At 65.2% G+C, this 13,016-nt stretch carries 13 protein-coding genes; 8 read left to right on the top strand and 5 right to left on the bottom strand.

The window, feature by feature from the left end; translation table 11 throughout:
* The first annotated feature begins 93 nt into the window (after positions 1–93).
* The 6 genes from AC07PQ_RS08075 (at position 94) to AC07PQ_RS08050 (ending at position 6,696) form a co-directional block, all read left to right on the top strand.
* Complete coding sequence (locus tag AC07PQ_RS08075) at positions 94–378, top strand: hypothetical protein (protein ID WP_007920982.1); 285 nt, start codon at positions 94–96, stop codon at positions 376–378.
* Positions 379–667: 289 nt separating this feature from the next.
* Positions 668–3,385: a magnesium-translocating P-type ATPase gene (gene mgtA / locus AC07PQ_RS08070; protein WP_102679379.1), complete on the top strand. Its 2,718-nt coding sequence runs from the start codon at positions 668–670 to the stop codon at positions 3,383–3,385.
* A gap of 166 nt (positions 3,386–3,551) precedes the next feature.
* Positions 3,552–3,767, top strand: a complete 216-nt coding sequence (locus AC07PQ_RS08065; protein WP_007920984.1) for a hypothetical protein — start codon at positions 3,552–3,554, stop codon at positions 3,765–3,767.
* A gap of 21 nt (positions 3,768–3,788) precedes the next feature.
* Complete coding sequence (locus AC07PQ_RS08060) at positions 3,789–5,498, top strand: Na/Pi cotransporter family protein (RefSeq protein ID WP_492570127.1); 1,710 nt, start codon at positions 3,789–3,791, stop codon at positions 5,496–5,498.
* A complete protein-coding gene (locus tag AC07PQ_RS08055) occupies positions 5,486–5,839 on the top strand; it encodes a DUF2493 domain-containing protein (protein WP_274306634.1) in 354 nt (117 codons plus the stop codon). The genes AC07PQ_RS08060 and AC07PQ_RS08055 overlap by 13 nt, the downstream gene beginning before the upstream one ends.
* Positions 5,840–5,910: 71 nt before the next feature.
* Positions 5,911–6,696 (top strand): PA4824 family protein, encoded by a 786-nt coding sequence (locus tag AC07PQ_RS08050; protein WP_493184917.1) that lies wholly within the window; start codon positions 5,911–5,913, stop codon positions 6,694–6,696.
* A 178-nt stretch (positions 6,697–6,874) separates the two neighbouring features.
* Here AC07PQ_RS08050 and AC07PQ_RS08045 read toward each other — a convergent pair whose 3' ends face one another.
* The 3 genes from AC07PQ_RS08045 to AC07PQ_RS08035 all read right to left on the bottom strand — a co-directional run bounded on the left by AC07PQ_RS08045 (position 6,875) and on the right by AC07PQ_RS08035 (position 9,224).
* Entirely contained in the window at positions 6,875–7,504 is a 630-nt protein-coding gene (locus AC07PQ_RS08045) for a LysE family translocator (protein WP_007920992.1), read from the bottom strand.
* A gap of 57 nt (positions 7,505–7,561) precedes the next feature.
* Positions 7,562–8,482, bottom strand: a complete 921-nt coding sequence (locus AC07PQ_RS08040; RefSeq protein ID WP_007920994.1) for a pyridoxal-phosphate dependent enzyme — start codon at positions 8,480–8,482, stop codon at positions 7,562–7,564.
* A gap of 85 nt (positions 8,483–8,567) precedes the next feature.
* Complete coding sequence (locus AC07PQ_RS08035) at positions 8,568–9,224, bottom strand: ribonuclease T2 family protein (RefSeq protein ID WP_009043564.1); 657 nt, start codon at positions 9,222–9,224, stop codon at positions 8,568–8,570.
* Between the two features lie 423 nt (positions 9,225–9,647).
* On the opposite strand from AC07PQ_RS08035, the gene AC07PQ_RS08030 reads away from it, so the two are divergent.
* Both AC07PQ_RS08030 and AC07PQ_RS08025 read left to right on the top strand, forming a co-directional pair.
* Positions 9,648–10,346: an AzlC family ABC transporter permease gene (locus AC07PQ_RS08030; protein WP_007920998.1), complete on the top strand. Its 699-nt coding sequence runs from the start codon at positions 9,648–9,650 to the stop codon at positions 10,344–10,346.
* Positions 10,346–10,657 (top strand): AzlD domain-containing protein, encoded by a 312-nt coding sequence (locus tag AC07PQ_RS08025; RefSeq protein WP_009043562.1) that lies wholly within the window; start codon positions 10,346–10,348, stop codon positions 10,655–10,657. Before AC07PQ_RS08030 ends, AC07PQ_RS08025 begins: the two co-directional genes overlap by 1 nt.
* 16 nt (positions 10,658–10,673) lie before the next feature.
* Here AC07PQ_RS08025 and nudK read toward each other — a convergent pair whose 3' ends face one another.
* Complete coding sequence (gene nudK, locus AC07PQ_RS08020) at positions 10,674–11,579, bottom strand: GDP-mannose pyrophosphatase NudK (RefSeq protein ID WP_493184918.1); 906 nt, start codon at positions 11,577–11,579, stop codon at positions 10,674–10,676.
* Between the two features lie 169 nt (positions 11,580–11,748).
* A complete protein-coding gene (fabV, locus tag AC07PQ_RS08015; protein WP_007921004.1) occupies positions 11,749–12,945 on the bottom strand; it encodes an enoyl-ACP reductase FabV in 1,197 nt (398 codons plus the stop codon).
* Between the last annotated feature and the right edge of the window lie 71 nt (positions 12,946–13,016).

The raw sequence follows: 13,016 nt of genomic DNA, 5'->3' as shown, positions 1-13,016 counted from the left end.
ACTCGACTTTTCGGTCGGGTGAGCTGCGCTAGAGCTTGACGCTCCTTCGTAACTTGCCTTCACCGGAGCCAGTCCGGTCGCGAGGCAACTGTTATGAACTTCAAATCCACTGTAATGCCCGGCGTACGCGCCTTTGCATCGACCATGCGGGTCAAGCCCTGCGCTGAGCGCGCAGCCGTTTCCCGGGTCGGTACCCTGTATTCCACCCCCTCCTCGCAAACCCGGCCGCGGGCCAACTGGCGCGTCTGCCCGGTCACCTGCCGGCTCCAGCAACGCTGGAGTTTCGACGACAGCCAGGACCCTCAGAGTCGGAGCCTGGCCGGCCTCCTCATGCAGGCCGGCCTGCTGCTGAGCCTGTCCCGGGACTCGCACTTCTAGTTCAACCGAAGGCACTTTCAAGTCCTTCCTTAACGTTTTCCCTAATAAGGAATTCGGCAACTTCCTATTGCCTGCTTACAACTAAAAGTTGGTGGTAATTGTTATGGACGAAGCCAGTAGTAGGTTCGTCGCCTGTTCATGTTCATTGAATAGGCGGCGAACGTTAAAACCAATAAAACGCAACTACCTGAATCGATCGCTTACTTGCGGCTCGACATACGTTCGCTCGTCTTTGAATAGGTGAGTGGTCTGTGTGTCGTGCCGCAAGCCTGCGGCAGGAGCACACGTAATGACTACGGTAAAAACCCGCACCTCCTCCTCGCAAAACTCCACCCGCGACGACACCCGGCTGTCGATGCGCGCCGCCCGCGAAGCGCAGAACAGCCTTGGCGTGACCCTGGACAACGTCAAGTCGAACGCCAACGGCCTGACCGAGCTCGACGCCGAAGGCCGCCTGCAGCGCGACGGCTTCAACGAAGTGGCCCACGACCGGCCGCCTCATGCCCTGGTGCAATTGCTGCAAGCCTTCAACAACCCGTTCATCTATGTGCTGATGACGCTGACCGCCATCAGCTTCTTCACCGACTTCTGGCTGCCCCTGCAAGCCGGCGAGGAAACCGACCTGACCGGGGTGATCATCGTCCTGGTCATGGTCCTGGCCAGCGGCCTGATGCGTTTCTGGCAGGAATACCGTTCGGCCAAGGCCGCCGAGGCGCTCAAAGCCATGGTGCGGACCACCGCCACCGTGCTGCGGCGCGAGCAGATGGGCATGAAAGCCGCGCTGCGCGAAGTGCCGATGCGCGACCTGGTGGTCGGCGACATCGTGCAGCTGTCGGCCGGCGACATGATCCCCGCCGATATCCGCCTGATCGAATCCCGCGACCTGTTCATCAGCCAGGCGGTGCTGACCGGCGAGGCGCTGCCGGTGGAGAAGTACGACACCCTGGGCGCGGTGCAGGAGAAATCCGCCCATCGCACAGCGGCGGCTGACCAGCAGGACCTGCTCGATCTGCCGAACATCTGCTTCATGGGCACCAACGTGGTCAGCGGTACCGCCACCGCGGTGGTAGTGGCCACCGGCGCGCGCACCTACTTCGGCTCCCTGGCACGCTCCATCGTCGGCTCGCGGACCCAGACCGCCTTCGACCGCGGGGTGAACAGCGTCAGCTGGCTGCTGATCCGCTTCATGCTGGTGATGGTGCCGGTAGTGCTGCTGATCAACGGCTTCACCAAGGGTGACTGGGCCGAAGCCTTCATGTTCGCCCTGGCGGTGGCCGTCGGCCTGACCCCGGAAATGCTGCCGATGATCGTCAGCGCCAACCTGGCCAAGGGTGCCGCGGCCATGGCCAAGCGCAAGGTGGTGGTCAAGCGCCTCAACGCGATCCAGAACTTCGGCGCCATGGACGTGCTGTGCACCGACAAGACCGGCACCCTGACCCAGGACCGGATCATCCTCGAGCACCACGTCGATATCAGCGGCAGCCGCTGCGACCAGGTGCTGCAACTGGCCTGGCTCAACAGCTATCACCAGAGCGGCATGAAGAACCTGATGGACCGCGCGGTGGTGAGCTACGCCGAAAACAACCCGAAGTTCAGCGCGCCCGATGCCTGGAGCAAGGTCGATGAACTGCCGTTCGATTTCGTCCGCCGACGCCTCTCGGTGATCCTCGCCGACGCCAGCGGCCATCACCTGCTGGTGTGCAAGGGCGCGGTCGAGGAAATGCTCGACACCGCCACCCGGGTGCGCCAGGACGGCGTCACCGTGGCCCTCGACGCCGGGCGCCGGGCGGCGCTGCTGGAGCTGGCCGAGGAATACAACCGCGACGGTTTCCGCGTGCTGCTGGTCGGCACCCGTGACCTGGCGCCGGGGCAGACCCGCCAGCAATACAGCGCCAGCGACGAGCGCGAGTTGATCATCGAAGGCTTCCTGACCTTCCTCGATCCGCCCAAGGAGACCGCCGGCCCGGCCATCGCCGCGCTGCGCGAGAACGGCGTGACGGTGAAGGTGCTGACCGGCGACAACCCGATCGTCACCGCGAAGATCTGCCGCGAGGTCGGCCTGGAAGTCGGCCAGCCGCTGCTCGGACGGGATATCGAGCACATGGACGACGCGGTACTCGCGCGCCTGGTGGAAGAGCGCACGGTATTCGCCAAGCTCACCCCGCTGCAGAAATCCCGGGTGCTCAAGGCCCTGCAGGCCAACGGGCACACCGTGGGCTTCCTCGGCGACGGCATCAACGACGCCCCGGCGCTGCGCGACGCCGACGTCGGTATCTCGGTGGACAGCGGCACTGACATCGCCAAGGAATCGGCGGACATCATCCTCCTGGAAAAGAGCCTGATGGTGCTCGAAGAAGGTGTGATCAAGGGCCGCGAGACCTTCGGCAACATCATGAAGTACCTGAACATGACCGCCAGTTCCAACTTCGGCAACGTGTTCTCGGTGCTGGTGGCCAGTGCGTTCATTCCGTTCCTGCCGATGCTGGCGATCCACCTGCTGCTGCAGAACCTGATGTACGACATCTCCCAGCTGTCGCTGCCGTGGGACAAGATGGACAAGGAATTCCTGCGCAAGCCGCGCAAGTGGGACGCCAAGAACATCGGGCGCTTCATGCTGTGGATCGGGCCGACCTCGTCGATCTTCGACATCACCACCTACGCCCTGATGTGGTTCGTGTTCGCCGCCAACAGCGTGGAAATGGCCGCCCTGTTCCAGTCCGGCTGGTTCATCGAAGGCCTGCTCTCGCAGACCCTGGTGGTGCACATGCTGCGGACCCAGAAGATCCCGTTCATCCAGAGCACCGCGGCGCTGCCGGTGATGCTGATGACCGGCCTGGTGATGGCCCTGGGTATCTACGTGCCGTTCTCGCCGCTGGGTGCAATGGTCGGCCTGGTACCGCTGCCGTGGGAATACTTCCCTTGGCTGGTCGGCACCCTGCTGTGCTACTGCGTCGTCGCCCAGACCATGAAGACCCTCTATATCCGTCGCTTCAAGCAATGGTTCTGAGGGCCTGACGGTCCGCTTTGCTGCCATCGCGAGCAAGCTCGCTCCTACAGAACACCCCCCCTTGTAGGAGCGAGCTTGCTCGCGATAGCCGCAAGGCGGCGCTACCCCAGGCACCGCCCATCCAGGTATCGCAAACACCGGGCCCCGCCCAAGTGGAGCACCCAGAATGAAACCGATCATCGAGCTGCTGTCATCGGCCGAACGCGCCTTGCGCGCGCTGCTGGTGATCGTCCTGGAGCGGATCGCCACCCTACTGACCAAGGCCAGCGTGCGGCTATATGCCCGGGGCCTGCTGAGCGGGGTCGAGATCCGCCTGCTGCTGGGCTTTGCCAGCGCCCTTCATCGCCGCTGCATCCGCCTGCTGCGATCCGCCAAGCCATGAAACACACAAGGGAGAGTCCTCATGTCGGGAACTACTCTGCTGATCAACCTCGCTGGCTCCATCGCCCTGCTGCTGTGGGGCACCCAGATGATTTCCTCGGCGCTGCTGCGCGGCTTCGGCACCCAGCTGCGCCAGTGGCTGGGGCAGCACCTGAACAACCGCTGGATGGCCCTGCTGTCCGGCATCGCCATCACCGGGGTCCTGCAAAGCAGCACCGCGGTGAGCCTGATGGCCAGCTCCTTTACCGCCACCGGCACCCTGGGCCTGGCCCCCGCGCTGGCGGTGATGCTCGGGGCCAATATCGGCTCGACCCTGGTGGTGCAACTGCTCAGCGTCGATATCTCGATCCTCACGCCGCTGGTGCTGCTGGCGGGCTTTATCGTGTTCCGCCTGCGCGACGACTCGCGTTTTGAAAGCCTCGGCTGCGCGCTGATCGGCCTGGGGCTGATGCTGCTGGCCCTGCGCATGCTCGGCGGCACCCTGGGCGAAGTGGAAGGCACGCCGGTGTTCGCCGCGCTGATGCGTGGCCTCGACGGCGACCTGCTGATCGCCCTGCTGGCGGCGGCGCTGCTGACCTGGCTGTGCCATTCCAGCGTCGCCGTGGTGCTGCTGGTGGCGTCCCTGGCCGCCACCGGGCTGCTGTCGTCGGTGACCGCCATGGCCCTGGTGCTGGGGATCAATATCGGCGGCGCCCTGCCGTCGCTGTTCAACGCCGATTCCAGCGTCGCCCGGCGCCTGCCCCTGGGCAATCTGCTGGTGCGCCTGTGCGGTGTCGCCGTGCTGCTGCCGTGCCTGCCCTGGATCGCCCAGAGCGCGCCGGTCGCCGCCCTCGATGCCAGCCTGCAAGTGGTGTACCTGCACAGCCTGTTCAACCTGGTGCTGGCCCTGCTGTTCATCGGCCTGACCGGGCCCATGGCGACGCTGCTCAGCCGCCTGCTGCCGGAGCCGCCGCGCGACGTCGACCCAGGCATGCCGCACTACCTGGACGAAGCCGGCCTGGCGGTGGCCAATATCGGCCTGTCCAACGCCGCCCGCGAGGCCCTGCGCCTGGCCGACATGCTGTCGCTGATGCTCGACCGGGTGCTGCGCCTGTTCCAGGCCTCGACCCCGGCCGGTGCCGATGAGGTGCGCCGCATCGACCAGTCGCTGGACCTGCTCAGCGCCGCGATCCGCGCCTACCTGGCGGACATCGGCCAGGACGGCATCAGCGACCAGGACGCCGACCGTGCCCAGGAAATCCTGCTGTTCGTGATCAACCTGGAACACGCCGGCGACATCCTCTCCAGCAGCCTGACCCAACTGGCGGCGCGCCGGCTGCGGCGCGGCGAGCAGTTCTCGGTGTTCGAGCTGGACTGCATCGAGCCCTTGCACCAGGCCGTGGTCGACAGCCTGAGCCTGGCGATCACCGTGTTCCTGCGCGAAGACCTGGCCAACGCCCACCAACTGGTGAACCGCAAGGAACTGGTCAGGCGGCTGGAAGCCGACGCCAGCCGCGAGCACTTTCGCAGCCTGCGCGAAGACCGCACGGCCTGGGCCGAGTCCGGCGACATTTTCCAGCGGGTGCTGCGCGACTACCGGCGCGTGCACCACCACATCGCGGCCCTGGCCTATCCGGCGCTGGAGCGGGCCGGCGAGCGCGACCTGGATAACGCCGAACTGGGCGAAATGCTGCTGGACAACCCGTTGAGCATCCAGCCGACGGCGCAGGAGACCGCACGATGCGTGTCCTGATCTGCGCCGGGCGCCACTGCGCCGACGTCCAGCTGTGCCGGCGGGTGCTCGACGCCTTTCAGCGCCTGCATGAAGTGCAGGTGCTGATCCACGGCGGCAACCAGTTCCTCGGCGCAGAAATAGAAGACTGGGGCCGGGAAATCGGCGCCGACATCGTGCGTTACCCGGCCAACTGGCAACTGCACGGCAAGCTCGCCGAACGCCTGCGCAACGCCTTCATGTTGCGCGACAGCCGGCCCGACATGGTGATCGCCCTGCCCGGCGGCGACGACACCGAAGAGCTGGTGGCCCTGGCCAGGGCCGCGGGCATCCAGACCCTGTCAGTGAGCGACTGGCAATGACCCTTTTCCCCACTCGACCACGCAGCGGCCCACACAGCGCGGCCGCTGCCCATGCCTTAGCGAGAACTGACATGTCCAAATACAGCCCTTCGCGCCACAACCGCTTCGCCAGCCTCACCCGCGACCTGCCCCCGGCGAAACGGCGCATGCTGCGGCGCAACCTGATGTTCATCACCATCACCCTGAGCCTGATCGGCCTGCTGACCCTGGTCGCCAAGGCCAACGCCGCGGGCGGCGCCTATGTGGTGGACGACGGCGCGATCAACGCCCCGGGAGAATGCAACCTGGATATCTGGTACCAGAGCCTGCGTCACCAGGGTTCCAACCATGGCGCGGTGATCTCCCCGGCCTGCACCTTCGCCGGCCTGCCCTGGCTGCAGGTGGGTGCCGCCATCGAGCGCAACCGTGAGGACGGCCACGGCGAAACCCAGCTGAGCCCGCAACTCAAGGCGCAACTGTGGAACCGCGAAGACCTGGGCCTGCAGCTGGCGCTGGCGACGTCCGCGCATTTCGCCCTCAACCGCAACCACTCGTTCGACGGTGGCGACATCAGTCTGCCCCTGACTTATCAGCCCCTGGACAGCCTGCGCCTGAACCTCAACGCCGGCTGGGCCCACGCCTATGATGACGGCCAGCAGAACCACCACTGGACCTGGGGCGGCGGCTTCGAATACGACCTGGGCGAACGCCTGACCCTGGTCGCCGAGCGTTACGGCCAGCGCGGCGGCGAGCAGGCCTGGCAAGCCGGGCCACGGCTGCACCTGGGGGCGAACCTGGACCTCGACCTGGTGCTCGGTGGCCAGTTGAACGAAGGCCGCGACCGCTGGCTGACCAGCGGCGCGACCTTGAGGTTCTAGAGGCTGTTTCAGAAAGGTCACGCCGGGACAACGCGGTGTGCCTGACACACCGCCTCGCGAGCAAGCTGCGCTCCTACAGGATCGGCGCCTGCCGCGAGTCCGCGCTCGCCGCAACGCCTGTAGGAGCCAGCTTGCTGGCGATAGGCGCAGCGCGCCGGCAGGTCAGACTAATGCAGACTCAGCGGATATCGCTGCGCCGATACAGGCTCAGGCCCAGCGCCAGCACCGCGAGCATGCCAGCGCAGCTGCGGTTGATCCACAGCATCGCCCGCGCGGAGAAGGTGCGCATGGCATAGCGCCCGCCAAAGGCGTAGGTCGCCATCATCACGCAATTGATCGCCGTGCTGACCAGCGCCAGGATCAGGTACTGCTGCGCCACCGGCTGGTCGGGGCGCACGAACTGCGGCAGGAAGGCCGAGAAAAACAGCAACCCCTTGGGGTTCGACAACCCCACCAGCAATGAGCGCATGAATGCCCCGCGCCCGCTGCTGGCAGCGCCGCTGCTCTGCGCGGCCAGCGCCGTTGTCGGCGCCTTCCACAGCACCCACGCCAGGTACAACAGGTACGCCGCGCCGCCCCACTTGACGATGGAAAACAGCTGCTCGGAGGCTTGCAGCAACGCCCCCAGGCCGCAGCCCACCGCACCGATCAGCAGCAGGTCGGACAGCATCGCGCCAGCCATGCCGCAACCGGCGATGCGCATGCCATGGGTGGCACCGTTATTGAGAGCCAGCAGCATCGACGGCCCCGGGGTCATCATCACCGCGCTGACGGTGACGACGTACAAAAACAATGTGGTGGCGTCCATCCGAACCCTCCGTAAAACCACAGGTACAACAGGTCGGCCAGCATACACCAGGCGCTTTCAGCCCGGCAGCGAAGCGCCCCAGTCCGCCACCTGGCGGGCGCTGATGCTGACGCCGCCGCACACCACGATCACCACGTCCCGCGCCGCGGCGATGGCCGGGTGATCGAGGTAGGCCACCGCCAGCGAGACGCCGCAGGCCGGCTCCACCAATTGCCGCAGATCGTCGGCATAACGCACCACGCCGAGGATCGCCTCGGCATCCGACAACACCAGCGACTGATAGGGAAAACCCTGGATCTGCTGCAACGGCCAGGCCGCCACCTGGGCCGCGCCGAGGGAACTGGCGACGGTGTCGATCTTCGCCAGTTTGACCGGATGCCCGGCCGCCAGCCCCGCAGCAAAGGAAGCGCTGCCGGTGGTTTCGCAGGTGATGATCCGGCAGTCCTGGCGCTGGTGGTGCAGCAGGCCGGTGAGGATGCCGGCCAACAAGCCTCCGCCACCCACCGACGCCACTATCGTGTCGACCTGCGGACAGTCTTCGAGGATTTCATCGACCATGCTGCTGTGCCCTTGCCACAGCACCGGGTGGTCGAAGGCCGGCACGTATTCGCTGTCGGCAGCGCTGCTCAGTTGCAGCGCGCGCTCGTTGGCTTCATCCCAGACCTGGCCATGCACCAGCACCTCGGCGCCGGTCCGGGCGATGCGTTCGCGGGTGGTTTGCGCGGTGGTCTGCGGCACCACGATGCAGGCTTGCAGGCCAAGGCTGGCCGCCGCCATCGCCGTGGCCAGCCCGGCATTGCCGCCGGACGGACAGACCACGCGGCGCTTGCCCTGCCGCGCCGCCTGGGTACAGAGCAGGCCCAGGCCGCGCATCTTGAACGAGCCGCCGGGCTGCAGGTTTTCCAGTTTGAGCCAGATGCGCCGGGTGGCCGTGGACAACCCGGGATGCAGGATCAGGGGGGTGCGGATATGCAGCATCATGGGCTCCTTGGACGAAGACGGGCGTCTTGCAACCATAGATGCTCAGGCTAGCCTATGCCGCCTCCCCCAGGCCGCTCGCCGGTCAGCGAATCGGCGGTATGCGGATATCGCCTTGGCGGCACTGGGTGCGCACGCCCTTGCCACAGGCGCCGAACCCCAGGTTCTTGTCCAGGCAGACCCGCACTTCGGAGAGTTCCGGGCCGCTGCACAACACCGCTACGCCCTTCTCCGGAATGCCCGGGTTGGCTTGGCGGAACAACTGCTCGATCTCCCGGGCCTCGAAGTAATGCACGGTGGTCGAAGGTTCCAGCACCTCGGGAATCTTCACCTTGCCCAGGGCCTGGTCGGAGGTCTCCAGGTAGCCCATGGCGCCCAGTCCGCTGCAGGTGCCGTGCTTGCTCCATTCGTGCTCCATCAGCTTGGCGGTGGGAAACAGGGTCAGGCCCTTGGCCCGCTCTTCGGCGTTCAGCTGCGTCAAGGGCGGGCAGGACTGCGGCCAGCCGCCCTTGGCGTATTGCGGCCACAGGCCATGCAGGACAAAACCGTAGCCCTTGCCGGAGCACTGCTCGTTTTCCGGATGGGTCAGGCAAAAGGTCGGCGACCAGGACAGCGACAGCAGGTAGTAGTCGAACACCCCGGCGACCGAGTCGCGCTGCTGTCGCGCCTCTCGTGCCTGGCTGACCCCGACGGTGCAGATCATCAGCGCGGCCAGTGCCGCGGTTGCGAACAGTTTTCTCATAGACCCTCTCCTTGGGATGGGGCAGTGAATGAACGGCCCCGTAGTGACCTGGCCGGTAGCGGCCAGACACTCTTCTTGGCACGGGGCTGTTGCAGGAAGATGACAGGCCGGCTTCTCCAGGGAAGAAGCCAGTCGATACTAGCGAAGCGTTGTAGCAGACAGATCGGGTTGGCGCCATGGCCGACAGATTACGAACCGGTCATGGACTCGCGGTGAATACTAGCCTCTGTAGGAGCGAAGCGTCGTATCAGGCACACCGCGTTACCCCAATCGCCGGCAATCGAGCGTCGACCGGCCGCTCCTACAGAAGCATCTGCGGGGTGAACGAAATAACGACCATCGGCGCCAAGTGCGCAAGATCGTTCAAGCCATTTCCGTCGCGGGCTGGCACAGTCGGTTCCCGTTCCTTGATTGCAGGCTGTCATGTCCAGCGTTCTTCTTCCCCGCACCGCGTTCCTGCGCGGCGCCGTTGCCATCCTGCCGCTGTCCCTGGCCACCGCGCCCTGGGGGCTGCTGGCGGGTTCCATGGCCATCGAGGCCAATCTCACGCCCCTGCAAGGCCAAGGCTTGTCGAGCATCGTCTTCGCCGGCGCCGCGCAACTGGTGGCGATCGGCATGCTCAAGGGCGGCGCGGGGATTTTCTCGATCCTGCTCACCACCCTGCTGCTGACCTCCCAGCACCTGCTGTACGGCATGAGCATGCGTTCGGTGATTGCGCCGCTGCCGGGGCGCTGGCGGGTCGGCCTGGGGTTCCTGCTCACCGATGAGTTGTTCGCCCTGACCAGCCAGCACGACAAGCAGCAGTTCGACCGCTGGTACGCCCTCGGCGTGGGCCTGACCTTCTACATCGCCTGGAACCTGTTCACCCTGGCCGGCATCGTCCTCGGACGCGCCATTCCCGGGCTCGAACACCTGGGCCTGGACTTCTCCATCGCCGCGACCTTTATCGCCCTGATCACGCCGCTGGTGCGCAACGTGCCGACCGTGGTCTGCGTGGCCGTGTCGCTGTTCTGCTCGGTGCTGTTCAGTTACTGGCAATGGGGCTCGGCCCTGGTGCTGTCGGGCCTGCTGGGCATGACCGCGGGTTTTCTCTGCAACAAGTTCTACCGGGAGCGCACATGATGGTCTGGGCAGTGATTTTCGGCATGGGCTTGCTGGTATTTCTCAACCGCTATGTGTTTCTCGAACCGCGCCTGCCGGTACGCCTGAGCAGCAACGCCCGGCAGTTCCTCGGTTTCGCCGTACCGGGCATGCTCACCGCGATCTGCGGGCCGATCGTGTTCATGCCCGAGCACCAGCTGAACCTGGCCTACGACAACCCGTACCTGATCAGCTCGCTGGTGGCCATCGTGCTGGTGATCTACACCCGCAACACCCTGGTCAGCATGCTGCTGAGCATGGCGTTCTTTTTCCTGCTGCGCTGGTGGTTGTAGGGGCTGGAAAAAATGGCTAACGCGGGATGTCCTGCAGAGAACGGTAGACCGGCAAGCCCAATTGCTCGCCCATGGCGACCAGGGCATCGGCACGGGCGCAGGCCCCGCCGACGCGCAGCAGCGCGTCGCAACGCTGCAACTGATGTCGCGCACGCGCCTGGAACTCATCGAGAGCGCTCGAACCGCCCGCCGCCAACCCCAGCCACTGGCCGAACACGGGGCTGTGCCCGGCCTCGAACAACTGCGCGGCCCAGTCATCCAGGCTGGCGACCTGCTGCGCCAGCGCCGTCGCATCGTCGGTTGCCGAGTACCGGGGCGCGGCCACCAGGATCGTCAGCCGACGCGGCGGCATCAGGCGCAGTTCCAGGTATTGCAGGAGCATGATGGTCTTGCCGTCGACGATCTCGCCGCTGCGCACCATGTCCAGCGCCTGCTGGTAACCCAGCTCCAGCACCTCGATGTCCTCGCCCTCTTCCTCCAGGCCGCCACCGTCGCCGATGCGGTCGTCGGGAGAGTATTCGCCAATGAAAAAGTGGATGCGCTCAGTGACCGAGCCGGGGCTCATGAAGGCTTCATAGACCTTCTCCACCGCGCCAACGCGGTAGCCGGTTTCCTCTTCGGCTTCCAGGCGGATGCGCTCCTCCGGGCTGGCATTGTCCAGCAGGCCGGCGGCGGTCTCGATCAGGTAGCCGCTGTGGTCGTTGACGTAGGTCGGCATGCGGAACTGGCGGATCAGCAGCACCGTGCGCCGCTCGCGGTTGTACAGCAGGATGGTGGCGCCATTGCCGCGGTCGTAGACCTCGCGGGTCTGCGCCTGCCAGCTGCCGTCGCGGCGCTGCAGGTCGAAGCTGTATTTCTTCAACAGGTACCAGTTGTCGGAGAGCATCTCCTCGGCGGTGATACGCACGGGTGCGGCTTGCATGGTCTTCCCCCTTGGCAATGGGCCGACATTCAACACGAGTGATGCGCCAGATGTCGATCCCAACCCAGGTCGAACGTTGACAGGCACCGGCCTGAACCAGCGCACAGCCCGGGCAGAAACGACAACGCCCCTCATGGGAGGGGCGTTGGCGATGACGCGTTAAGTTCGCTTACACCTGGATCAGGTTGGCGATCTTCACGTCCGGATCGACATCGGCTTCATAGTCGACGCCGTCGATCTCGAAGCCGAACAGGCGCAGGAATTCCTGCTTGTAGCCGGTGAAGTCGGTCAGCTGGTAGAGGTTTTCGCTGGTGACTTCATCCCACAGCTGCTTCACGCGGTCCTGGACGGCAGGTTCCAGTTCCTTGTAGTCGGCACGCAGGCGGCCTTCCTGGTCGATGATCGGGTTCGGGTTGTACAGGCTGTCCTTGTACAGACCGTAGACCTGTTCGATGCAACCTTCGTGACTGCCCTGCTCTTTCATGACCTTGAACAGCAGCGACAGGTACAGCGGCATGATCGGGATCGCCGAGCTGGCCTGGGTCACCACGGCCTTGAGCACCGATACCCGCGCGTCGCCGCCCAGGTCCGACAGTTCCTTGCGGATGCCGATGACTTTCTGGTCCAGGTCCTTCTTGGCTTCGCCGATGGAACCGTTCCAGTAGATGTCGTGGGTCAGCTTCTCGCCCAGGTAGGTGAAGGCGGTGGTTTTAGCGCCTTCGGCCAGGACGCCGGCTTCGTGCAGCGCGTCGATCCACATCTGCCAGTCTTCGCCGCCCATCACGGCCACGGTGCCGTCGATTTCTTCCTGGGTGGCTGGCTGCAGGGTGGTTTCCTTAACGATTTCCTTGTCGGTGTCGACACCGCGCAGGGTCACCGATTTGCCCAGCGGCTTGAGGGTCGAGCTCAGGACTTCGCCGGTTTTCGGGTGGGTACGGCGCGGAGCGGCCAGGCTGTAGACCACCAGGTCGATCTTGCCCAGGTCGCGCTTGATGGTTTCGATGGTCTGGCGCTTGACTTCGTCGGAGAAGGCGTCGCCGTTGATGCTCTTGGCGTACAGGCCTTTTTCTTCGGCGAACTTGTGGAAGGCCGCGGTGTTGTACCAGCCGGCGGTGCCGAGCTTGCCGTCAACGCTGCCGCGCTCGAAGAACACACCCAGGGTGTTGGCGCCGCAACCGAAGGCGGCGGTGATACGTGCGGCCAGGCCGTAGCCGGTGGAAGCGCCGAGCACCAGTACGTTCTTTGGCCCAGCGTCGATGGTGCCTTGTTCGGTGACGTAGTCGATCTGTTGCTTGACGTTGGCTTCGCAACCGACCGGGTGGGTCGTCACACAGATAAAGCCGCGAACGCGGGGTTTGATGACCATACACAATCTCCCAATTTCAATATGCCAAGAGCCAATACGGGCTGCAGCAGCGTCACTTGTTCAAGTCGTAG

Source organism: Pseudomonas sp. GW821-FHT09E12 (assembly GCF_059416085.1).
Note: the sequence above shows the minus strand (reverse complement) of the source record. Positions and strands in the feature narration are given on the sequence as shown.